The 24,549-nt window shown below is 32.2% G+C and carries 15 protein-coding genes and 2 pseudogenes; 5 read left to right on the forward strand and 12 right to left on the reverse strand.

The features are described 5' to 3' along the window. Nucleotides 1–8 precede the first annotated feature (8 nt). The 3 genes and pseudogenes from fsa to Q1B05_RS15325 all read right to left on the reverse strand — a co-directional run. Nucleotides 9–662 carry a fructose-6-phosphate aldolase gene (gene fsa / locus Q1B05_RS15315; RefSeq protein WP_299781836.1) on the reverse strand — a complete coding sequence of 218 codons (654 nt, stop codon included), beginning with the start codon at nt 660–662 and terminating at the stop codon, nt 9–11. A gap of 10 nt (nt 663–672) precedes the next feature. Next, nucleotides 673–2,709: a transketolase gene (locus Q1B05_RS15320; RefSeq protein ID WP_299781837.1), complete on the reverse strand. Its 2,037-nt coding sequence runs from the start codon at nt 2,707–2,709 to the stop codon at nt 673–675. 507 nt (nt 2,710–3,216) lie between these two features. Beyond that, a pseudogene (locus tag Q1B05_RS15325) lies at nt 3,217–3,364 on the reverse strand (IS3 family transposase); the annotation flags it as partial. A 259-nt stretch (nt 3,365–3,623) separates the two neighbouring features. Here Q1B05_RS15325 and Q1B05_RS15330 point away from each other — a divergent pair. The 5 genes from Q1B05_RS15330 (at nt 3,624) to Q1B05_RS15350 (ending at nt 11,550) form a co-directional block, all read left to right on the forward strand. Then, entirely contained in the window at nt 3,624–4,532 is a 909-nt protein-coding gene (locus Q1B05_RS15330) for an AraC family transcriptional regulator (RefSeq protein WP_299781838.1), read from the forward strand. Between the two features lie 156 nt (nt 4,533–4,688). After that, complete coding sequence (locus Q1B05_RS15335; RefSeq protein WP_299781839.1) at nt 4,689–5,702, forward strand: efflux RND transporter periplasmic adaptor subunit; 1,014 nt, start codon at nt 4,689–4,691, stop codon at nt 5,700–5,702. Between the two features lie 14 nt (nt 5,703–5,716). Next, on the forward strand, nt 5,717–8,917 hold the full coding sequence (locus tag Q1B05_RS15340) for an efflux RND transporter permease subunit (protein ID WP_299781840.1): 3,201 nt from the start codon (nt 5,717–5,719) through the stop codon (nt 8,915–8,917). Between the two features lie 96 nt (nt 8,918–9,013). After that, nucleotides 9,014–10,288: a TolC family protein gene (locus tag Q1B05_RS15345; protein ID WP_299781841.1), complete on the forward strand. Its 1,275-nt coding sequence runs from the start codon at nt 9,014–9,016 to the stop codon at nt 10,286–10,288. A 26-nt stretch (nt 10,289–10,314) separates the two neighbouring features. Continuing rightward, entirely contained in the window at nt 10,315–11,550 is a 1,236-nt protein-coding gene (locus Q1B05_RS15350; protein WP_299781842.1) for a Pycsar system effector family protein, read from the forward strand. Between the two features lie 88 nt (nt 11,551–11,638). Here the strand turns inward: Q1B05_RS15350 and Q1B05_RS15355 are convergent. The 9 genes and pseudogenes from Q1B05_RS15355 to Q1B05_RS15395 all read right to left on the reverse strand — a co-directional run. Next, nucleotides 11,639–11,755, reverse strand: a pseudogene (locus Q1B05_RS15355) (IS110 family transposase); the annotation flags it as partial. 329 nt (nt 11,756–12,084) lie between these two features. Next, nucleotides 12,085–14,163: a glycoside hydrolase domain-containing protein gene (locus Q1B05_RS15360; protein WP_299781843.1), complete on the reverse strand. Its 2,079-nt coding sequence runs from the start codon at nt 14,161–14,163 to the stop codon at nt 12,085–12,087. Nucleotides 14,164–14,168: 5 nt separating this feature from the next. Further along, entirely contained in the window at nt 14,169–15,413 is a 1,245-nt protein-coding gene (locus tag Q1B05_RS15365; RefSeq protein ID WP_299781844.1) for a YdcF family protein, read from the reverse strand. A 53-nt stretch (nt 15,414–15,466) separates the two neighbouring features. Beyond that, nucleotides 15,467–17,134, reverse strand: coding sequence for a RagB/SusD family nutrient uptake outer membrane protein (locus Q1B05_RS15370; RefSeq protein WP_299781845.1), 1,668 nt, complete (start codon nt 17,132–17,134; stop codon nt 15,467–15,469). A gap of 12 nt (nt 17,135–17,146) precedes the next feature. Further along, nucleotides 17,147–20,512, reverse strand: coding sequence for a SusC/RagA family TonB-linked outer membrane protein (locus tag Q1B05_RS15375; protein ID WP_299781846.1), 3,366 nt, complete (start codon nt 20,510–20,512; stop codon nt 17,147–17,149). A gap of 94 nt (nt 20,513–20,606) precedes the next feature. Further along, complete coding sequence (locus tag Q1B05_RS15380) at nt 20,607–21,191, reverse strand: sigma-70 family RNA polymerase sigma factor (protein ID WP_299781847.1); 585 nt, start codon at nt 21,189–21,191, stop codon at nt 20,607–20,609. Further along, the gene (locus tag Q1B05_RS15385) at nt 21,178–22,101 is read right to left on the reverse strand and encodes a FecR family protein (protein ID WP_299781848.1); all 924 of its coding nucleotides are present in this window, start codon (nt 22,099–22,101) and stop codon (nt 21,178–21,180) included. Before Q1B05_RS15385 ends, Q1B05_RS15380 begins: the two co-directional genes overlap by 14 nt. Before the next feature lie 779 nt (nt 22,102–22,880). Beyond that, on the reverse strand, nt 22,881–23,057 hold the full coding sequence (locus Q1B05_RS15390; protein WP_299781849.1) for a histone H1: 177 nt from the start codon (nt 23,055–23,057) through the stop codon (nt 22,881–22,883). Between the two features lie 71 nt (nt 23,058–23,128). Next, nucleotides 23,129–24,412: a site-specific integrase gene (locus Q1B05_RS15395; protein WP_299781850.1), complete on the reverse strand. Its 1,284-nt coding sequence runs from the start codon at nt 24,410–24,412 to the stop codon at nt 23,129–23,131. Nucleotides 24,413–24,549: the final 137 nt, after the last annotated feature.

The following is a 24,549-nucleotide window of genomic DNA, read 5'->3' on the forward strand; positions in this document are numbered from 1 at the left end:
TACCTAATTTAATTTCCCTTTTTATAATCTTCTAAAAATTTAACTAAACCACTGTCTGTTAAAGGATGACTTAATAAACCTTTGATTGATGATAAAGGTCCTGTCATAACATCTGACCCTAATTTTGCGCAATCAATTACGTGCATAGTATGACGTACAGATGCTGCTAAAATTTGAGTTTCGAAACCGTAGTTATCGTAAATTTGTCTAATTTCTGCTATAAGTTGTAATCCATTTGTAGAGATATCATCTAATCTTCCGATAAAAGGAGACACATAAGTAGCCCCTGCCTTTGCAGCTAATAAGGCCTGTCCTACAGAAAACACTAAAGTTACGTTTGTTCTGATACCTTTATCTGAAAAATATTTACAAGCTTTAATACCGTCCGCAATAATTGGTAATTTCACCACAATTTGAGGATGAAGTTTTGCTAAGGCTTCTCCCTCTTTAACCATACCTAAAAAATCTGTTGAAATTACTTCTGCACTTACATCACCTTCAACAATTTCACAAATCTTTTTGTAATGTGCTATAATGTTATCTGCTCCTGTAATCCCTTCTTTTGCCATTAATGATGGATTTGTAGTAACACCATCTAAAACCCCTAATTCTTGGGCTTCTGCAATATCATCAAGGTTTGCTGTGTCTATAAAAAATTTCATATGTTTCGTATTATACTGTTTTTAAATATTCTAGTATTTGTTTGCTCACTTTTTCACCCGTAAAACCAAATTTATCATCTAATACGGTGGATGGTGCTGAGTACCCAAAATGCTCTAACCCGAACACTTTTCCGTTGTCTCCAACCAATCCTTCCAAATTTACTGGCAATCCTGCTGTTAAACCAAATAATGGTTTATTTTTAGGAATGACGCTATTTTGATAAGTTTTTGATTGCAATTTGAAAAGCCCTTCTGAAATTATTGAAGCAATATTTACTTTCAATCCATTTTCAGATTCTAAAATTTCTGTAGCTTCAATTAAAGTAGCTACCTCTGAACCATTAGCTATTAAAACCACATCAGGATCATCAACCTCTTTAATTAAATAACCTCCTTTTTCGGCTTCAAATGCATCATTATATCTTGACTTCTCTCGAGCTGGTAAATCTTTAATTCCTTGTCTAGATAATATCAAACCTGTTGGTGTGTTTTTGTTTTCTAAGGCCATTTTCCAAGCAACATTAGTTTCTGCTGAATCTGCGGGGCGTAAGGCCAAAAAACTTGGGTTTCCTCTATGGTTTTTAAGTTTTTCTAACAATCTAAGTTGTGCTTCTTGCTCCACAGGTTGGTGTGTTGGTCCATCTTCTCCAACTCTAAAGGCATCATGCGTCCATACATATTTCACACCTAGTTCTTGAATACAACTTAAACGAATGGCTGGTTTCATATAATCTGAAAACACGAAGAATGTAGCCACAACAGGGATAATACCACCATGTAACGCAATACCATTGGCAATACATGCCATAGTTAATTCGGCAACACCAGCTTGTAAAAATGAACCTGTGAAATCACCTTTTTTAATGGCTTGTGTTTTCTTTAAAAATCCATCTGTTTTATCACTATTTGATAAATCTGCAGAAGACACAATTATATTTTCTACGTGTTCCGCTAAATAACCAAGAACACCTGAGGACGCAGCTCTTGAGGCTAATCCTGCTTTATGCGTGATAGATTCAAAATCTAATTCTGGTAATGATCCTGAAAGAAAGAAATCTAATTTTTCAGCTAATGATGAATTGTTTTTTCTCCAAAGATTAATTTCAGATTTCTTATCTGACGCTTGTGCTGTTTTGGCTGCTATTATATCTTTATAAAATGTGCTAACATCGTCAAAAATATCAAAAGGAGATTCGGGATTTGCACCTAAATTTAATAAGGTCTTTTTGTAATCTGCCCCTGTATGACCAATAGGCTGACCGTGAAGTTCACAATGCCCTTCAAATATACTGCCATCGACAGCTACACAACCTTTCCCCATAATGGTTTTACCAATAATTAAGGTTGGTTTTTCTGTTTCGTTATTGGCCTCGGTTAATACTTTTCTAATCTCGTCATGGTTATGTGCATCAATAGTAAAGACCTTCCACCCCCATGCTTTGTACTTCATGGCAGTATCTTCACTTGTAACTTCGTCTGTAGAAGTTGACAACTGAATATCATTAGAATCGAAAAACATAATGAAATTACTTAAGCCTAAATGGCCTGCAATTCGTCCTGCTCCTTGAGAGATTTCCTCTTGAATACCACCATCAGAAATGAAACCATATATTTTATGATTCATCCAATTACCAAAACGAGCTTGTAAAAACTTAGCAGCAATAGCTGCTCCAATCCCCATTGTATGACCTTGACCTAATGGTCCAGACGTATTTTCTATTCCTCTTTTCACATCTACTTCTGGATGACCAGGAGTAATTGATTCCCATTGTCTGAAATTAGCAAGATTATCTTTTGTATAGTTTCCTAAAAGGTAATACTGAGCGTACATTAAAGTTGATAAATGGCCTGCATCCATAAAAAAACGATCTCTAAAGGACCATTCCATATCTGAAGGATCATAATTAAAAAATTCCGAGTATAAAATATGCATAAAATCTGCACCGCCCATAGGTCCACCTGGGTGGCCTGAATTTGCTTTTTCTACCATAGTGACAGCTAATGCTCTAATATTATCTGCTGCTTCCTGATCAATTTTTTTATTCATCCTTTCAGAAGTTTATATTTATAAATTATAGTTCTTACAAATAACAAGTGTTATTTGTACACTTGCAATAATACGCAAAAAATATATAACTTAAAAAAAAACTTTTTTATTCTGAATTCCATCATCTTGAATAATTTAAGCCAGATGAATTAATTAAGAAATCTCCTTCCCTATTTCAAAAATGAAGCATTTTAAGTAATAATTAGAAAGAATACAAGTTGTGGTGAAACTGATTCACCATAAGAAATACTCCAGTTTAAAAGTACTAGATAAACCCTATTCTAATTTATTAAGCCATTTTTAGTATAGTCTCAAAAAGTTTTTTATCCAAACGTTCCTGTTGAGACAATATCTTTTTAAAGTTCTATGTAATACTGAATTAAAAACATTATAACCTAATCATAAATTTGGGGTTTCATTTAACAAAATCGATACTGAATTAAAAACTTCAATAACGGCTCTAGATTTTTCAGAAAGACTATCATTTTTATCTTCATCAGTCATTTAGGACATACCGCGACCATGAAAACTGTATTTACCGTAATCTTTTAACTCTTTACGTCAACAATAAAACACAGATAAAATATGTCCAAGTCTTCACAGACTTGCTTTACATTGTATTGGCATAACTTAATTCTGCAGCTTTTTGATTCATCTCTAATTTGTAATGTTTCTGTTTACTTCTCTTAATTGCTAAATTAATAACTAGAAAACAAATTCTCTCAACTTTAAGTCTAGTCTAATGAAGTAATTCCAAATAACAACTACTCAACTTTATGTTAGGGTTAATGAAGGAAAAGGAAGTAATAACATTAATGCATTAAAGGTAAAATTGATTAATAGAAATAACCAAAAAATCATTCTAAATCAAAATAAAATAATACAGTATATTTGAGTACAAAATCATCTTAAAAATGTATACACAATCTTCAATAAAAAACCTTACAATAGAAGAAGTTGTGGAGATTATAGGAGATATACCACAAGAAGAAAATGGTTTACATATACATTATTCGAAAAGTAGGTTTAAAGAAATTCCAATAGGATATCCTTTTAGAGCCAATGCCTTCACCTTTATTTTAATCATTAAAGGAGAATTAAGGTTACAATTAAATTTACTTAATTATACAATTAATGCATTTGAAATTATTGCAATTAACCAACAAATGGTTACCCATGTTCAAGAAATGAGCAAAAATCTTGAAATTGTAACTATTAGCTTTAATGTAGATTTTATATTAAGAAACTCTATTAATAAAAGTGATATTGATACGTTAGACTTTTTTACGGCGAATAGTATACCTAAATTAAAATTATCTAAAGAAGATTTTAAAGTGCTTATTTCAGTGGCAAAAATTTTAGAACAAAATAATCGCCTCGCAAAAAACAATCCCTATAATAAAGAAAAAATAATTCATAGTTTTAACTTATTGATGTACCATTATGCATCTTTATTAAAGAGACAGTATCCCAATATAGAGGAAAATTTATCTCGACAAGAAAAATTAGCACTTCGGTTTTTAAAATTGCTAAATGAAAATTTTAAACAAGAGCGTACGGTGCAATTTTATGCAGCTATTTTATGTTTAACTCCAGGTTATTTATCTAAAGTTTTAAAACATGTTTCAAAAAAAACAGCAAGTGAATTAATTGAAGAAGCCGTAATAATGGAGGCTAAATTACTTTTAAAAAATCAAACCTTATCCATTTCAGAAATTGCAAACGAGCTTCAATTTAGTGACCAATCTTTCTTTGGTAAATACTTTAAAAAACACACAGGGTATTCACCTTCAAAGTTTAGAGAAATTAATTTTAAAAGTTAGTTATTAGACCAAAAAACTAGCTTAATATTCTCTTTTTTTATTTTTTAAATATAAAAACAACCAATTTAGACCAATATTTTCCTTTTGTAAACCTGTTGTAGTTCTATTAATAATAAGATTTTTGTTGCCTATAATCCTAAAATTATAGCAACAAATATGAAGCAAATTATCACTTTAACAACTTTAATTTTATTATTAGTAGGTTGTTCAGATAAAAAGGAAACGGTAAAACAAACTATTATTCCTAAGGTTACTGTAAAAAAAATACAAACAAGTTCTGAAACTGAAGTTTTAAATTATAGCGGAACCATTGAGGCAGACAATACCGTGTCTTTAGGTTTCTCTGTTCCAGGCCGGATTTCAAAAGTCTATGTGCAAGAGGGGCTAAAAGTAAAACAAGGGCAGTTACTAGCAGCAATAGACCAAACTACATATAAAAATGCATTTGATATAGCGAATGCTGGCTTAGAACAAGCTAATGATAACTTTAATAGATTACACAATTTATATGAAAAAGGAAGTTTGCCAGAACGCGATTTTATTGCCGTTAAAGTGGCTGTAGCTCAAGCTAACGCAAATAAAAATTTAGCAGAAAAAAATTTAGCAGACACGAATCTTTATGCACCTTTTTCTGGAATGATTACTTCTAAAATGACAGAAATAGGAGCTACGGCAGCACCAGGAGTTCCGGCTTTTACTGTTATGAAAACAAATAAGGTTTACGCCAAGGCTTCTATTACGGAATCGGAAATAGCTAAACTTAAAATTGGTACAGATGCTAAGGTTGAAATATCCTCATTAAATGAAATTTTTAATGGCAAAGTCGCTATTGTAAATCCAAGTGCAGATGCATTAACCAGAACGTTTAATGTAAAAGTAAGGATTGATAATAATGAAGATAAGTTATTACCAGGCATGATTAGTACTATAAAAATCAATACGGGTAATACCGTAAAGGTTATTTCAATTCCTTCAGAAAGTGTGGTAAGAGATGCTAACAATATACTCTATGTGTTTGTGGTCAAAAATAATAAAGCCATTAAAAAAAGAGTATCTCTTGGAAACTTTAAAGGTAATGAAGTCATCGTTACAGAAGGTTTAGCAATTGGAGATTCAGTTGTAATTGCAGGAAATAAAAATTTAAAAGATGGACAAACAGTGTCTCTATAAAAGAACTGAATAAGATGATGAAAAAAGTAAAAATAAACTTTATAGAGGCAGCAATGAAATACCGTCAGGTAACCATTGTGCTTACCATATTGTTAATGATTTTAGGTGTATATGCTTTGGCTACCATGGCCCGAAGTGAAGACCCACAAATTACCGTTCGCAAGGGATTGGTAATAGCAGCATTTCCTGGCGCAGACGAGTTACAAGTAGAACAACAATTAACCAATCAAATTGAACAGTTTTTATTCGGTTTTGAGGAAGTTAGAAAGGAGAAAACAATCTCAGATACCAAAGAAGGACAAGTGGTGGTTACTGTAGAGTTAAATGAAAATGTAGTAGATACAGATGGTTTTTGGGCAACTTTACAACATGGTTTAAATACGACATTCAAACAAAATTATACGTTACCACAAGGTATAATTGGTCCAATAGTTAACAGTGACTTTGGAGATGTGGTGGCGCAAATGATTACTGTTTCTGCACCAGGACGAAGTTATGCAGAGATTGAAACTTATTTAGATGAGTTAGAAGATGGCTTAAAGACCATTTTCGAAACATCAAAAATTAAACGTTACGGTGGACAAAAACAGCAAATTTATGTAACGGTTAAAGATGAAAAAATGAAACAGTATGGTTTCGATTTTTCAACTATAGCTCAAATTATTCAAATGCAAAATAATACCGGCTATTCTGGAGGAATTACATTAGAGAATTCGGAAGTCTCTGTGTTTGCCAAAAATCAATATAAAAATGAAGCAGATTTAGGCAATCAAATTGTATACAGTAGTCCAGATGGCAAAGTTGTTCGCTTAAAAGATGTGGCAACTATTGAACGTCGTTACGAAGAAGTTTCAAGCTACATTAAGGTAAATGATGAAAAAGTAATGATGTTAACTGTAGAGATGCAGCCCGGTAATAATATCGTTCAATTTGGAGAGAAAATAACAGATAAAATTAATGAAGTAAAAAAACGATTACCACAAGATGTTCAAATTACCACTATTGTAGACCAACCTGCAGTTGTAAAAGCAAGTATTAGCCATTTTATGTTAGAATTTGTTATCGCAATTGTGGCAGTAATTATTGTAGTAATTCTGTTATTACCCTTTCGTGTGGCAATAGTTTCGGCAGTGGCATGTCCAATTGCTATCGTCATTACATTCGGTATTTTAAACGTTATTGGTGTAGAAATTCATCAAGTCACCTTAGCCGCATTAATTATAGTATTGGGTATGGTAGTAGATAATGCTATTGTAGTTGTAGATAATTATATAGAAAAATTAGATGAAGGTGAAGACCGATGGACAGCTGCTTGGCAAAGTGGTACCCAATTAATGGTGCCAATTTTCACAGCAACAATGGCAATTATTTTTGCCTTTATACCGTTGGCTTTTTTCTTAAATGGATTAGCTAAAGAGTTTATCCAGGCTTTACCAATTGCTGTAGCAGTAGCTTTATTTGCATCATTGTTAGTTGCATTGTTGTTAACACCATATATGTGCTATGTCTTTATTAAAAAAGGATTAAAGCACAAGGTAAGTGATGGGGATAAAAAAAGTATGTTAGATAGATTGCAGCATGTGTTTAATAATGCTTTAGATTATAGTTTTAAATGGCCAAAAGCAACCTTGTTTTGTGGATTTTTATCTGTTTTAATTGCCATTTTAATAGCAATGGGCTTAGAGCAGGAATTATTCCCAACTGCAGAACGAAATCAGTTTAACATAGAAGTGTGGCTGCCTAACGGAGGAAATTTAAAACAAACTGAAGACGTTGTAAAACGTATTGAAAACGAAATAAAAAAAGAAGAAAGGGTTTTAGGCGTGGCAAGTTTTGTTGGCACCAGTTCTCCTAGGTTTCATTCTACGTATGCACCAGAATTTCCTCGAAAAAACTTTGCCCAAATCTTTATAACTACAACAGGTAAAGAAGCTACACAAGAATTAGCAGATGAGTACATTAAAAAATTTGAAGGTTTCATTCCAGATGGTTATATCCGCATAAGACAACTTTCAATGAAAGAAACGCCAGCACCTATTGAAGTAAGAATTGTGGGTAAAGATTTAAATACACAAAAACAAGTAGCAGAACAAGTAAAAGTAATTTTAGAAGATGCTCAAGGTACAAACTGGATAAGAACATCGTATCAAGACGATTATTATGGCGTAAAAGTAAATTTAAACGACGATAAGGCCAACCGTTTAGGCGTAACCAATGCAATAGTTTCACAAACTTTGGGAGCAGGCTTAAAAGGGTATCCGGTATCTACGTTATACGAAGGGGATAAAGCGATAGATATTTTATTGCGTTTTGATGCTGAAAATCGTGAGAATTTTAATGATTTAGGTGCTTTAAATATACCTACAGTATTTGGTACAAAAGTTCAATTAAGAGAGGTCGCAGACATTACTCCTGAGTGGCATACAGGAACCATTACTCATAGAAATGGTTTAAGAACATTAACGGTTAAAGCTGAAACACAGTTAGGAATAAAAGCCGCCTCTATCCAAAATAATATCATGCCTAAAATTGATACTTTACACTTACCAGACGACATATCAATTACCTATGGAGGTGAATACGAAAGTACTAATGAAACAGCACCACACATGATTGCGTCTTTAGGGATAAGTTTAATATTAATCTTTTTAGTGCTTTTATTTCAATTCAAGGATTTTACAAAAGTCTTAATTGTTTTAGCAACATTTCCGTTGAGTTTACTAGGCGCATTTTTGGGCTTATTACTTACGGGAAATCCAATTGGTTTTACGGCTTTTATGGGAATAATTAGTCTTATTGGTATAGTGGTAAGAAACGGAATTATTTTGGTGGATTATGCAGACGAGCTGGTCTTAGAACACGGTTATACCGTAAAAGCAGCGGCTAAAGCATCAGGAAAAAGACGTATGCGTCCCATCTTTTTAACCTCTGCAGCAGCAGCTATTGGTGTGGTTCCTATGATTATTGGTAAATCACCACTGTGGGCACCTTTAGGAAGTGTGTTAGCCGTAGGACTAATAGTTTCAATGGTGCTAACCTTATTTATAGTGCCTATACTTTACTACAGGTTTGTTAAGCCGCAAGCAGACGAAGTACATTCTCGTCCGGGTACTGAAGAATATGAAACTATTTTATATAAACCCAAAAAGAAAAGTAAAACACTTCGCAAATTAGAAGTGATGACGTATAAATTAAAAAAACGAATCAAGAACTAGAGATAAGACTATAGAGCTACTGTTTAATAGCTATTTATCAATTATTGATTAAGACCGTAGTATCTATAGTTCTTATAGATAAACTTAAAATACATTATGAATACATATAAATTTACCCTATTGGTAGTTTTTTTTCTGGGGTTAAACACATGCTATCAGGCTTTAGCTCAAGACCGCTTGTTGAGTTTAGAAGATGCTAAAGCAATGGCATTATCTAATAATAAAAAAATTAAAAAAGCAGCTAAAACCATTGAAGCAGCCGAAGCAGCGCAGTCATCGGTTTATGCATCAGATAAGCCCTTTATAAATGCAAACGGTGTTGGAGTACATGTTGGAGACCCTTTAGATGTGTTATTACCAGAATATTTAGGAACAGCTTCTTTAGGAATAACTCAAGTAATTTATGCTGGTAGCAAAATAAACACTGCTAAAAAAATGAGCGCGACAGCTGTCGATTTGTATACATCACAAAAAGAATTAACAGGTAGGGAAGTATTTTTAGAGGTTGAAACTACATATTGGCAAATAATAAATGTTAAAAGTAAAGTCAAGTTAGCGCAAAAATATAAAGCGTTGTTAACAGAATTATTGAAAGATTTAATCAACTCATACAATGCTGGTATTATATATAAAAATGATGTGTTACGTGTGCAAGTACAATTAAATCAGGCTGAATTAGATTTAACAAAAGCAAAAGATGGACTTAAACTACTAAAACTTAAGATGGCACAATTAACAGGTATGTCTAATATCGATTTTTTAGTACAAGACACTATGCGTAATGATGTGGTTTTAATAGAAGAGGTTTCAGAATCAATAGCAATTGCTAACAGACCAGAAATTAAAATGATTAAAAGTGCTGTTGAAATTGAAGAATTACAATCTAAAATTTTAGAAGCTGACAGAAAACCTACCATCGCACTTAATGTAAGCGGATTCTATGCTAACGGAAAGCAAATAAATGTTACAAATGGAAGTAATGATTTGACGTCGTATTACGGTTTATTAAATGTTAATATTCCCGTATTTGACTGGGGAGGCAGAAAGCAGAAAGTCAAGGAACAAAAATTTAAGGTCGAAGCACAAAAATTAGAATTGGAAGATAAAGAAGAATTGCTGTCACTTCAAATTAAAAACGCCTATTTAATACTTCAACAGTCTATACAGAAAGTAGATATCACAGAAAAATCTTTACAACAAGCCGATGAAAATTTAAGATTAAATCAAGATAGATTTGATGCCGGAACAGTAACAGGAAAAGATGTGTTAGAAGCGCAAGTGCTTTGGCAACAAGCCTATTCAGAAGTTATAGATGCTAAAGCAAGTTTTAGAATTAATGAGGCTAATTACAAAAAAGCTATTGGGCAATAAAACTAACACTATTACATAATTTGGTCATGAAAACAGAGGGTGAAATTTTACAGCAATTAGTATTAATTAGAGACTTTACGTTTGAAATAATTGACAAAGAGTCTGATAAAAACCTATACACCTCAATAAGTAAAGTCTATAGAATTGAAAAAAACATCAACATTATAATTGATGAGGAAAATATTGAAATTGCAAAAAAACATTACTTGTACCTGGCCAATTATGTTTTAAATATACAACAAGCTACTACTAATACACATAACTTAAATTTTAGAGAAAGTACCACATTTATAAATCAAATTCTAGAAGAGTTAAAGCTTAAATTTGATTTAGAAAAAGAACTCATAGATAACGTACAAACAATTATCATTGAAGCACTTCCTGTTAGCGAAAAAAAATCAATAGAGGCAAAAATTATTTCAGATGCAAATATTATGGATTTTGTTGGTAAGCAAGGTAGAGAAAGACTAAAACTGATGTATGAGCAAATGATTTTAAAAGATATTAAGCTATCTAAGAACAATTGGTATGATGCGTTAATAGGCATTTTAGATGCTCATAAAATTGAAACAAATTATGGACAAACCTATATTAAACCATCTATCGATAAATTATATAAATCTTTACAGAAAGAACGAAAAAACCTAAAAAATCAAACCAATTTAATTTTACAAAAAGAATTAAAAATTAGCGATAAAGAGATAAAAAAATTAAAAAAAGATATCGGTAAAAATAAGAATAGAGACGATAGAGGTATTCAAACACTTTTTAGAAATACATCTAAAAACCATTACACATTAAATAAAATGGTAGACGGAAAAGCGCGTATAATGATAACGATAAACTCAATTATATTATCTCTTATATTAGGAGGCATCATAGGTAAATCATCTAATGAAGTCGTTGTAAATATTCCATCCATCATTTTTGCGGTTACTACTTTAATATCTATAGTTTTTGCTATTATTTCTATAACACCAAATAGAACACAGGGAAACTTTACCGAAGAAGATATAAGAAGTAAAAAAGGAAATTTACTTTATTTTGGAAACTTCCATAACATGCATTATCGTGATTTTGAATGGGCTTTCTTACAGCTTTTACAAGATAAAGATTATCTGTACTCTTCAATGATTAGAGATTTCTATTATCAAGGACAAATATTACATGTTAAAAACAAACTAATTAGAATATCGTTGTATTCATTTCTAATTGGTTTAGTAATAGCAATAGCGTCTCATTTTGTTATCTACTGGTTATAGTATTATATCGTTAAACATTTAGTTATTTTAAAATTTATTTATGAAAAGTAATAATAAAAATAGAATTTCAGACACAGTCCACTGACTCTCAAGTGGGTGTAATTTTTACATAACTACACAATTGTGATGATGACTCGAATTTGGTAAATCCATCCGTCATTAACACTAAAAACAACGCCATCTTCTGGCCTTTTCTTGGAATAGAAGTTAATAAGGTAAATTGTGAACTGTTTCATTGAATAGTTATTAATCCATTAGACAACTATCCCTATCAAATAAGCAAAAATACCCACCACAGCCCCTGATATTAATACAAATACTAGGAGACGTGTAATGCCCTTTTTTAAATCGGAAATCTCTCCAAAGAAATGATCAGCATTAAGATGTATTCGTACATAAGAATTTACCTCCTGTACAGTACACACATAAAAAACGATAGCAAACAGATATATGTCTTGTATTTAATGCTCTTAAAAAAGTAAAGCCTCCAACTCTAAAGGATTAAGGACTTTAAAAATAGTATTTACAACGAAATCATTCTTTTAAATTGGAGATCCATTGATTATGAATTCCAAAACTTTTATTGGGTTCAGGACCTGTTTCTATTAAGAGTTGACCACCTTGAGTAAGTTCCTTTTGAGTTAACCAATTTCTTTCTAATTTCTTTCCATTAAAATAAACGGTTTGAATGTAAAAATGATCTTTATTATAATGCTTTACTTCTATATTTAAAATTTTACTATCTCCCATATTTATTTTTACAGATTTAAATATTGGAGCTGTTAAATAATAAATCGGATCTCCAATATTTGCAGGAGAAAGTCCAATACTTCTCATCACAAACCAAGACGACATGGTTCCTGCATCGTCATCCATAGTACGTAAATAGGCTTTTGGTCTATTATTATATATTTTACCGATATAGGGATCTACACCTTTACTATTATTATTAAAATAAGTTTGCACCACGGTATCTAACATAATATTTCTAAAAAGCTTTTGAGATTTCCAAGGTTGTTTGGTAGCATTATAAAGTCCTGGAACTTGTAAATCGGGCTGATTGGCATGATTGTAATTATAATCTGCAAAAAATTGATTTAATTGTTTTACAAACAGATCTTCTCCTCCTATTAAAGTTTTTAATCCGTCAACATCAAATGGTACAAACCATCTGTATTGCCAAATCGTACCTTGATACAGACCGCGCTCTTGCATTTTATCTACATCGCCTTTTGATAGATCTGCAAAATCTGTATTCCAATAGGATTTATACTTTAAAGCTTTAAGTGCATAGTTCTTACTTAGTGAAGTATCTCCAGTAATTTTTAAGATTTCCGACATTGCCCAAGTATCGTAAGAGGATTCTAAGGCTTTATCTGGTGCACTATAATCCAGTTGTTCAACTTCAGTAATTAATGCTTCTTTTATTGCTTCAAAATTAACAGCATATCCTTTGTTATAAGCATCTAGCAACACAACAATGGCGTGTTCTGTCCTAACTGTAGGTGAAGGCTCGTGCATTGTAGCCCAACTTTGCTTGCCGTAAGAGTATAAATTAGCAATAGACTTTGCTATTGATGCAAATGTATCTTGATACAGTAGTGATAACATAGGCAACTGCTCTCTATAGTTATCCCAAATAGCCCAACCATTATAAACAGGAAAATCTGATGTTTGTCTAGATCCATCTATGGCACGATAAGCACCATCTGTTTCGGAAATAAGATATGGAGATTGAAGTCCTCTATACAATAAAGAATAGAAAAGGTCTTCACGATCTTTCTCCCCATTGACCTCTACACGACTCAGCAACTGATTCCAATTCGTAGTCGTATGTTCTTTTAAAGCTTCTAAACGTACAGATGAATTTTTTATTTTTTTTAAAGCATAATCTTCATCTACTGAAGAAAATCCTACACGGACTTCCATAGGTTTTTGCTTATTTTCACGGACAGCTATAAGCCCATGATCTCCGCTAGGTTTTAGCTCAGAAACATTATGTATTTCAAGGGCATAATAAATACGATACACCCCAACATCACAGGTTGTTTTTGTATCAATATATCCTGTGATAACATTGGCATGTATGGTATGTTTTTCAGCTACAAATCGATCTGCAAAAGCATACGATAAATCAATGAACAAACTACTTTCTTCATTTGGAAATGCGTATTTATGAATGCCAAAATTAGTATCTACTGCCATTTCTGCCTTAATACCATTCTCAAAAGATACACTATAAAATCCAGGATAAGCATGATCCTGTTTTTTGTAAAGCTCTGTTGTGAGATCTTCTCCTAAAATGGGTTTCACTAAAATATTACCTCCGCTTCCAGTGCATCCTACTCCTTCAATGCGTGTATGGGTAAACCCTTCAAACACTTTTGCATAATAGTCATAACCGGTATGTATATGTGGTTTGGTTTGTGGACCAATACTCATCATATTAAAAGGAGATGATGCCGCAGGAGATAATTGACCATGATCTCCAGAGGTACCTAAAAAAACATTAACCGCATCTACCGGTCTACCAGTCAAACTAGTACGTTCTTGAGCTTTTAAGCGACTTGTTATTAGAACAAGTAGTATAATAATAAAAAGATATCTAAACATATATATTAGGGATCTAGAGGTTCTAAAGGATTTTGTTGTAGGGACTCCTTTTGGGGTAAATATTCAAGAGTCGTTTTATTCAAACGTTTTTTAATAGTTGCTGGCTGATATCCTAACTCTGTAAAACAACGATTAACAAACATTTCACTTCCTGTGTATTCACTGTGAAAATTATTAGTGACCACTAATGAAAGCCGATCTATAGGCACGTTATACGCAATCAAAAGCCTACTGGCATTTCTTAAATTGGTTGTCGTATGTCTCGCGTAAGGCTCAATAATAATGCGATTTTCAGGAATGTTGTATTGTGTAATCAACTCCTTTTTCATTTCTATGGCTTCTGCATATGCAGCTCTATACGGATGGGCATGACCTCCTGACACTATAATAAGCGGAACGTCTCCTGACAAAAAAGCTTCTGCTCCCAACTTAATATTAAATTTTCCTAAAGCAGATAATCGATCTCTGTAATTTTCAGGACCATTTCCTAGAACGAGTACAGAAGCATATTTGTATTGATCAAAATCAATACTCGATATGTGCGCTTTTACGTTTTTATTTTCTAGTGCTCCTAAAGGCTCATACCTTACGGCTTCATCCCTGTGATTAAAGTATAAAAGGGACAAAACAAATTGTGTAGATTGAGAATAAAAAGCCTGTAAATTATTAGCTGCCAAATGATCACTCCATACAAACAGGGTTTGCTTATAATATGAACTGTTTACATTGTAAGATATAGAATCAATTTCAGCATATTGAGGGGATTCACCTTGACCATAAACTTTTAAAACGTGATTAACACCACGAGCACATAATGCCCAAGCTTGAGACAATAATTTTTGATCGCCTTTACCTTCATATAAGTTATATGCTCCAGAAGGCTTAAGTTCTGTCTTTACGAATTCTCTTAACACTTCAGATTTATCGTATAATGCTTCTAATCTTTCACTTATTTTTAAAATTTCAGAATCAGAAAAAATATACGGATCTACCAGATCTTTCGTATTTATCGTTTTAGAATTACTTAAAAGTGAAGATACTATAGCCTTATGCTTAACTTTAGAAATATCTTTCAAAACGGTATCATCCTCAAAAAGCTTTTTTACTGCTAAATTGCGATCTATGGCATCTAACAAATAATAATTTTTCTTAGCTAGCTTTTGATAAACATTAGGGTTAGTATTTTGAGCAACTTGGCTATAACCTATTACAGTGAGTAACAAGCATATTATAATTACATATTTTTTCATGTGTATAAAATTAAAAGCAGGAGAATAATATCTCCTGCTGCGTTTAATGTGTATTAATAACCGTCATTTTGAGTAACCATGCCGTCCGCTACACCATCTATATAAGCTTGAGGTATAGGCCAATATTCATTTTTTCCGGCTTGAAATGTAGCATTAGACAAGTGGGTTCTTCTGGTTTTCTCAACCTCAAGATAGTCCGAGATAACATTATCTGCATTCCCCCAGCGTACTAAGTTAAAAAATCGATGCCCTTCTAAAGCCAATTCCAAACGTGATTCTAAACGCACAGCCTCTCTAGCATAATCTTGACTACTCCATACATTAGCATACAACGCTATCTTGTAATTTGCGGCACCTTGACTTCCATCTAAGGTCTGTACATACATGGAGTTTTTAGCTCTATCTCTAAGTTGGTTTACTAATGACCTTGCTTCTTCTAATTGACCAATTTCTACAGCGGCTTCTGCTCTCCATAACACAACTTCTCCATATCTAATGATATAATAATCTAAAGCACTTACGTATGGCCAAACAGTTACAAAATATTCAGAATTGGCTGAAACAATTCTTTTCTTAGGACTAAATTCGCCATAAGTTGCTAAGTCTCTTGCCCAACTGCTATCGTACAAAATATCAAGATCTTTATAAGGAATCCCAGGTCTACCTATAGTAATATCTAATCTAGGGTCTACAAAATCAGTATCGGTTAGGTTTTCATTACTATGTGCAGGAATACCTTCTGAAGTAACCTTAAAAGCATTTACTAAATTTTGAGATGGTCTTTGAAATCCATATTGAGAATAAAAGGGTCCTCCTGGAGCTAATAACCGGTCGCCTATACTTCCATTATAATTACTAGCCTGGCCATCGTTTACAGAGTGTTGAACGGCAAAAATAACTTCTTTATTATTATCATTTTCTGGCAAGAATAATTCTTGAAAATCATCCATCAACCCGTAGTTACTATTTATAACTTCTGTAGTCGCATCAAAAGCCAATTGCCATTTTTCTTGAAACAAATACGTTTTAGCTAAATAGGCTTGTGCCGCAATTTTTGTAGGTCTCCCTACTTCGTCTTGTGTGGTTGGCAAGACGTTATAAGCGGCTTGAAAATCGGCTTCTATTTTGTCCCATAATTCTTCTGAAGTAAATTCAGTATTAGATTTAGCATAGTCATTTACAGTTTCTGCCGTTTCATCTATATAAGGAATATGATTATAAATCTTTTTCAATTCAAAATAATAATGTCCACGCAAAAATTGTAACTCGGCTTTTCTCTGAATTCTTAAATCATCATCAAAATCTTCAGATGCTTCAAGTAAGCGCATCGCTTCATTAGCTCTTTTAACACCTTCATACAATGCCATCCATTTACGTTCAACATCAATTGTAGTAGGTAGTGTATTAAAGATCTCCATTTGGTGAATATTATTTTGATCACCAGTACCACCCCCCCCTTTATAGGCATCGTCTGAAACAACATCTCCAAAACTCCAATTAGAAGCAGGTGAATTATAAGCATTACTTGCTCCGTCAAACTGCCCATTTAAGACGCTATAGGCTGAAATTATTGCCAATTCTACGTTCGCTGGACTAGTCATTTCTGAAGGAGAAACTTCTCCATAGGTAACTTCATCTAAATAATCGTTAGCACACGACGTAATACTTAATATGACTGTTGGAACAATCATAAACTTTGCTATATATGTTTTAAATTTCATTGTAAATTAGTTTTAAAAGTTAAGGTTAAATCCTAAAATGAATGTTCTTGAAGGAGGGTAAATACCACGATCTACACCAATGTCTAAGTTTCTACTGCTGCTTGAATAATTCTGAAGTCCAATTTCTGGAGTCATCCCACTATAATCTGTTATTGTAAATACATTACTCGCTTGAACATATATTCTAAGCCCTAAATTGTTTAAAATATTTGCTGGAAGCGTATAACCAATTTGTAAATTATTTAATTTTAAATAAGAGCCATCCTCAACATAATACGATGAAGGTCTGATGTTATTATTTGGATCGTCCAAACTTAATCTTGGAATATCTGAATTTGGATTCTCTGTACTCCACGCGCCTAATAAAGCCGAGTCTTTATTATATGCAGATTGGTTAAAGAAGTATGTCTTGTATTTTGTTAGGTTATAAATATCGTTACCAATACTGGCGTTAAAAAACATACCTAAGTCAAAATTCTTGTAATTAACATTTATATTAAATCCTATAACAACATCGGGATGCGGAGAACCTATAAAGGTTCTATCTCCATCATTTATTTCACCATCACCGTTCACATCTGCAAATTTTAAATCTCCAGGTTGCGCATCGGGTTGTAAACCATAACTATCAACATCTTCTTGACTTCTAAACAATCCTTCAGAACGGTAGCCATAAAAAGATGCGATAGGTTGCCCCACGGCGCTTCTAGAAACCTCTTGATCAAAATTCACGCTATGTAGTGATGAACTAGGAATCCCTAAGTAAGCAACATTATGAAGTTCTGTCAATTCATTTTTATAACCGGATATATTAAGACCTAAATCATAACCAAAATCATGGCTTTTATCGCTATATCTTAGATTAAGTTCATATCCTTTATTCTCCATAACACCATCATTAATCCACTGTCCATCATTTGTGCCTCCATATGTTAATGGTACAGAATTATAAACCAGAATATCATCAGTAACCTTCTTATACACTTCTGCGGTGATGTTTAATTTATTATTAAAAAAGCCTAAATCAACACCTATAGAGGTTTGTGTTGTGGTCTCCCAATTAAGATCTGAATTAGAAATTCTAGTTTGAGTAAGCCCTGTCGACACCGAGTTTTGTCCGCCATCTATAGCATAATCACTATTACTGCTATTATTAGTGTAACTATCTACTGTAGAATAAGAAGGAACCTCCTGATTACCAGTTTGTCCCCAACTTGCTCTAAGCAACATACTTGTAAACACTGTTCCAAAGTCAAAGAAGTCTTCTTTATCTAAGCGCCATCCTGCTGAAAAGGCTGGAAATGTCCCCCAATTATTATTGGCTAAGCGTGAAGTCCCGTCTCTTCTAACTGTTGCAGTAACTAGATACTTTTCATTAAAATTATATCTAAACCTTCCGAAGTACGAGTTTAATGTCCATTCACTCGCTGATCCCGAGTTTAATTGATTATCCGTTCCATAACTTAAATACCAAAAATTAGGATCTTCATATAAATAATCTTGTCTAGAAGCTGAAAAAGATTCTGCATAATATTCTATAGCTTCCTGCCCTAGTAATACATCTATATTATGACCGCCTATAGATTTAGAATAATTGATGGTATTGGTATAAGTAAACTGATGGTTAAAACTATTAGAAGTACTTAAGCTGTTTATGGTATTTTGAGAAAGAATTTCATCATATACGGGAGAAAAACCTCTATAATTATAATTATTATAATCTAATCCAAAGGACGATTTAAATGTAAAATCTCCAAAATTGAGTTCGGCATAAACATTACCAAAGGCACGTACATTTTTATCTTTATTATCTTTTGATCGGTAAAGACTGGCAAGCGGATTTCCTATATCGTTAATGGGGTTACCTCCAAAATCTCCATTATTATCTCTTACAGGAATTATTGAAGGAAATTGAAACGCATTGTAAATTATACTTCCTAAAGCACTATTCGTAGTTGCAGACACATCTTCCGTATAAGATCCTGTAAAATTTTCTCCTATAGCTAACCAATCTGTAATATTATAATTTGAATTAAAACGTGCCGAATATCTAGTAAAACCGGTATATTTCACAACGCCTTCTTGATCGTAATACCCTAAAGAAAAGGCATGTTGTCCTTTTTCTGAACCTTTCTGGATGGAAAGATTATAATTTTGAACAAAAGCAGGTTGCATAATTTCTTGAATCCAATTTACATCGCTACTTGGTAGTGTTTCCTCACTATTTAACCATATTGGTATTACGGCTTGATCCGGATTATCTCCATAAATATCATGCGATGGTGTTTGTCCATCGTTCTTATATGCTTGCCATAATAAATCGCCATATTGTTGCGCATTTAACATTTTTGGTAAGTTAATAGCAGTTTGTATTCCTGCATAACCATCTATATTAACCTCAAAAGAATCTTTACCGGCTCCTTTTTTAGTCGTAATTACAATAACACCATTAGCAGCACGTGAACCATAGATAGAAGATGAAGCAGCATCCTTAAGGACCTGTATGCTTTCTATATCTTGAGGATTAATACTATTTAATCCGTTAGAAGTTGGGACACCATCAATAACAACTAGAGGATCATTATTATTAATCGTACTAAATCCTCTTACACGAATGGATGTTCCTCCTCCTGGACTATTATCACTCATAACCTGGACACCTGGCATTCTACCTTGTAACATTTCCTCTACATTAGCTTTAGGCAACGTTTTAATGTCATCCGGATCTACCGAAGAAATAGCAGCTGTAATATTTTCACGTTTTTCTGTGCCATACCCCACCACTAATATTTCATCTAATTCATTCGCATCTTCCAATAAGACAATAGAAACTATGTTTTGTCCAATTATATTAACATCCTGTTTCTGATACCCTAAATAAGTTATAGTAATAGTCTCTATATTCGCCGGAATTGTTAATTTAAAATGACCATCATAATCTGTAGATGTTCCTATATTTGTACCTTTCACAAAAACATTGGCTCCTAAAATAGGTAACCCATTGTTGTCTTTTACAGTACCTTTAATTTGAGATTCTTGTTGGTTAGAAATAACCATCTGCTTCTTAACCAAAATACCGCTATCGGTAATTTTAAAATCTAAAGAAGACTTTTCTTTCAAGGTATTTAGAACAATCTCTAGAGTTTCATTATGTACATTTAAATCAATCTTAGTCGATAAATAGGACTGATTTGACACATAAATAAATGGTATATGTGTCTGTTTTTCTATAAGATTAAATACTTGACTTAAAGAGGTATTCTTTAAATTCAAATTAATACTATCTGTATTAGGCGGTATTAAATAAGCACTTGAAAATGCGTGTAAACTGCTTGCCATGGATAGGACAAGAACTATAATTAGGCTTTTAAATTTCATAAAATTATGCTTTAATTATGTTTTAAATTTTGAATAGGAATCCCCTGTCCTATGACATAGGATTTTTTTTAAAATGATATGATTTAATTTAATATTACTTGTAAGTAATCAACCCCTTACTTATATATTTAAGAGCTAACCCGATATGATTTTCTACAGTTTTAGGAGCTATATCTAAGAGTTCTGAAATTTCTTTATACTTAAATCCGTCTATTCTACTCATTTCAAAGATCTGACGTGTGCGTTTAGGAATTTCATTTAAAATAGTTCTAATGATGTGTTTATTGATTTCTAACTGCTCATTAGCTATAATTTCATCTTCAATACTTGGATACAAATTTTGATTCTCAAATTGATCTTCATGAAGTATTGGTCTTAATTTGTGGTTTTTACATGGCTTTCTTAGGTTGTTTTTTAGGATTACGTATATATATGATTTTGGATTTTTAATAGTATGTAGTTTATGCTTCTCCTTCCATAAGATCATAAAAACATCTGAAGCTTTTTCTTCTATAATGTGAATATTAGACTCATAAAGGATTCCGAACCGACATAAGCTGTGGTAATATTTCTTAAACAAAACATCTACTGCTTTAGGGTTGCCTAATTGAATTTGCTTAAAAAGAAGAAGATCTTCAGTTACAGCATTACTTATATTCACTCCTTTAATTTGCATCATTTCCGATTATTAAGTATTCATTTTTATGAATTGGAACTATAGTAATATTTGCAATAAATTCTAATGAGGATATAACTCCCTTTATATCTAATCCTTTGAATGCGCCCGTTATTTTTTTACTTTCAAGAGTTTTATCTTTTAATCTAAAGGTTACTCCATAAAACTGATTAAGTTTTTTTATGGCTTCTATAAATGGTGTTTTATCTAAAATAAGCATCTCATCCTTCCAGCCTAAAACCTCTATGGCATTAAAATTTTTCTTTGTAATATCGTTTGTGGCATTATTATAAATAAGTTGTTCGTTAGGAGAAAGAGTTAATTGATTATTTGACTCTTTAAATAACACATTCACTTTACCACGTTCTAAGGATATGATTTTATTTGATGAAGAGGTATTCACATTAAAAGCGGTTCCTAACACTTGTACATCCAAATCGGTTGTATGCACTGTAAAAGGTTTTTCTTCATTATGCGTGACATCAAAAAACACTTCTCCGCTCACAAAAACGTCTCTTGTTTTATTGAATGCGTTAGGAAAATGTATCTCACTTAAAGAATTTAGAACAACTAAGGTGCTATCTGGTAGATAAAGTGATCGCCTTTCTCCTTTTTCAGTTACAATTTGGTTAGTATAATTAATGTCTTGCGAATGATATATAAAAACGGATATAGTTAGTATAGCTAAAGCAAAAGCACTTATAGCGATATATTTTTTGGACCACCTTTGTTTAGAATCTTTAATGAAACTAGAATCCTTTGACAAACTTTGTTTTGCTTCATAATTAGGATCATCAATTTGCTCAGGTATTGGATAATGTTTCCAAATTAGACTATAATTTTCATAAAGGTTTTTTAAATCATGATCTAAGGCAAGTTCTATTTCAAAAACAGCTCGATCTGCCTGAGACATTTCATTAGTTAAATACCTAATACATTTCTTTTCCCTTCTATTAATTTTCATACAAAGTTTACCCTTTTACTTATAGGAGTCGAAAATTATAAAATACCCCCAACAAATAATATAAAGTGATTGCAAACTAAAGTTTAACTAATTGTTAATTGAGATAGCATATTGAATATTAGCGTAGAATAAATACCTAAATAATTTAGAAAGGAAGACAAGAACGCCTTATTTTGATTTCTATTCCTAAATAAAAAGATTAACCTTTTGTTTTATAAATAATTTTATATCAGCCTGTGAAAAGCGCATACTATTCAAATACACACCTGTAAAACCAATATATAAGGAAAATTTCTACTTAGTATGTTATAAATTTTTAAACCAGACTTGTGCAATATAAAATCTTCACTGTTTTAAGGATTTCATTTTTGATCGAAAAAAGACATCAACCTGTTGTAAATCTTGTTATTACATAGTTTTTGAAGTTTAATTTAACGTTATTTAATAAGTCCTCAGACGTAAGTAAAAGCTATATTCTTAAGGAGAGCAAAATAAATTTGATTAGGCAATATAGAATTGTTTTCATACCGTAATCTTTTGATGGGAGAATTTCAATAGTATTCTTAAAACCAGAAATTAATGATATTTTCATCAACATATTTTGTATTGACATGAAATAAATATGGTCAACAAGCTAATATCAAAGCTATAAAATCTATCTTAACTTTTTTCATAAAAAAATCCCCTCAAAATTTGAAGGGATTCTGTTTTTTAATAAGATAACAAAATTATTTTTTTGAAGCTTCTATAGACAGCTTTCTAAAATCTTTCATTAGTTTGGTCATTTCAAGTGTAGCTTTACGAGCACGTGTTCCTGCTGCCTTGTTTCCACTTTCTAACAATGCACCAGCATCACTGTGAAACGCTTCATATTGAGCGTTGATTTGTTCTAATAATTCTTTCATAAATTTGAGGTTTAATATATATCGCTAAATTAATATTTTATATTTACTTGAATGAGTCGTTTAATATAAAATTAAACAATCCGTAGTTGAACAGACTTAACTATAGGTTGTTTTAATATACATTCTTCTTGCCGATTCAAAACATTCTTTAAGCGCCCAATATCCTTACTTATTTTCTTTTCAACAACTCTAGCATATTTTTGCGTAGTCGACAATTTAGTATGTCCCAATAATTTCGAAACTGTTTCCAAAGGCACATCATTTAATAATGTTATGGTTGTGGCAAATGTATGCCTCGCTACATGAAAGGTTAAATATTTATGTATTCCTGCCGATTTTGCAATATCCTTAAGATGTGCATTAACCTTTTGGTTGGATAAAATAGGAAGTAAACAATAATTATTACTCTCACAGGGATAGGATTTATAGCGTTCTAATATTTCCAATGCTTGAGATAACAATGGCACTCTAACAGGTGTTTTTGTTTTTTGACGTTTAACATTTATCCATAATGCTCCATCAATCCCCTCTACAATATCACTACGATTTAGCTTTTGAACTTCTATATAAGACAAACCTGTGTAACAAGCGAACACAAAAAAATCTCTTGTCTGTTTCAAACTTGGAGAAGACAAAACAACGCTTTTCAATTTTATTATTTCTTTGACTTCAAGAAATTCACTGTCATAATCTTCGTATTTCAGGCCGTATAAATTAAATGGATTGTTTCTATAACATCCAAACTTCATCGCAATATTGATGAGTTTCTGGAAACGTTCCATATGCTTCATAATCCCATTATTACTCAAGGATTGAGATGCACGAAGAGGTTTGCAAGTTCGAAGAAAATCCTCAAACTCTATGATAAAAGAGTAATCAATGAAATGTAAATGAATATCTGAAACACTATGCTTTTGTTGTAAAAAACGTTTCAAATACTTTTCCGTAGCCGCATAGTTTTTTAAAGTGCCTTGTTGCAGTTTTTTAGATTCTACAGTTTTATGATAATTTAAAACATCTTCAAGTGTTTCTAATGTTTTGTCTTTGCCTAAATAACGTAATTTTATCTTTTTTGCCGTTACAGGTATGCCTTCAGAAGAAAGTTGTCTGTGACATTCTAATAAATCTGAATACACTTCATCGAGGTAAAGATTAATATTCTTAGATTCTTTTAACCTAGATTTTACCCTAAAAGATTTATGACACCAATTAGAGGCTAAGGTAGAACGCTGGATACTAATATCAGCTCCAACACCATTTACTAAAATACGGGCATAAATAGGAATTTGACCATTACATTTAATGGATCTTTTTTTCAGCCAGAAGTTTACGCTGAATGTTTTTGTGGTTTTCATAACATTTCACTTTAGTTAAACAATATTTAAAGTGAAAGTCAAATCTCTGATAAGTCCCTTAGGATCTATAATTTACGAAAGGTTATCCTATAAAAATAGGACATGCTATAGGACATATTAATAGGTGGTTTCAATTG

This window comes from uncultured Formosa sp., assembly GCF_947500765.1.
In the GTDB taxonomy this organism is placed as follows: Bacteria; Bacteroidota; Bacteroidia; order Flavobacteriales; family Flavobacteriaceae; genus Formosa.

Bases quoted from the DNA above. Each gene is read 5' to 3' on its own strand.
- Q1B05_RS15385 (WP_299781848.1), bottom strand. From the start codon at position 22,101: ATGTCTCAGGCAGATCGAGCTGTTTTTGAAATAGAACTTGCCTTAGAT.
- Q1B05_RS15370 (WP_299781845.1), bottom strand. From the start codon at position 17,134: ATGAAATTTAAAACATATATAGCAAAGTTTATGATTGTTCCAACAGTC.
- Q1B05_RS15345 (WP_299781841.1), top strand. From the start codon at position 9,014: ATGAATACATATAAATTTACCCTATTGGTAGTTTTTTTTCTGGGGTTA.
- Q1B05_RS15350 (WP_299781842.1), top strand. From the start codon at position 10,315: ATGAAAACAGAGGGTGAAATTTTACAGCAATTAGTATTAATTAGAGAC.
- Q1B05_RS15360 (WP_299781843.1), bottom strand. From the start codon at position 14,163: ATGTTTAGATATCTTTTTATTATTATACTACTTGTTCTAATAACAAGT.
- fsa (WP_299781836.1), bottom strand. From the start codon at position 662: ATGAAATTTTTTATAGACACAGCAAACCTTGATGATATTGCAGAAGCC.
- Q1B05_RS15365 (WP_299781844.1), bottom strand. From the start codon at position 15,413: ATGAAAAAATATGTAATTATAATATGCTTGTTACTCACTGTAATAGGT.
- Q1B05_RS15330 (WP_299781838.1), top strand. From the start codon at position 3,624: ATGTATACACAATCTTCAATAAAAAACCTTACAATAGAAGAAGTTGTG.
- Q1B05_RS15320 (WP_299781837.1), bottom strand. From the start codon at position 2,709: ATGAATAAAAAAATTGATCAGGAAGCAGCAGATAATATTAGAGCATTA.
- Q1B05_RS15390 (WP_299781849.1), bottom strand. From the start codon at position 23,057: ATGAAAGAATTATTAGAACAAATCAACGCTCAATATGAAGCGTTTCAC.
- Q1B05_RS15375 (WP_299781846.1), bottom strand. From the start codon at position 20,512: ATGAAATTTAAAAGCCTAATTATAGTTCTTGTCCTATCCATGGCAAGC.
- Q1B05_RS15380 (WP_299781847.1), bottom strand. From the start codon at position 21,191: ATGATGCAAATTAAAGGAGTGAATATAAGTAATGCTGTAACTGAAGAT.
- Q1B05_RS15335 (WP_299781839.1), top strand. From the start codon at position 4,689: ATGAAGCAAATTATCACTTTAACAACTTTAATTTTATTATTAGTAGGT.
- Q1B05_RS15340 (WP_299781840.1), top strand. From the start codon at position 5,717: ATGATGAAAAAAGTAAAAATAAACTTTATAGAGGCAGCAATGAAATAC.
- Q1B05_RS15395 (WP_299781850.1), bottom strand. From the start codon at position 24,412: ATGAAAACCACAAAAACATTCAGCGTAAACTTCTGGCTGAAAAAAAGA.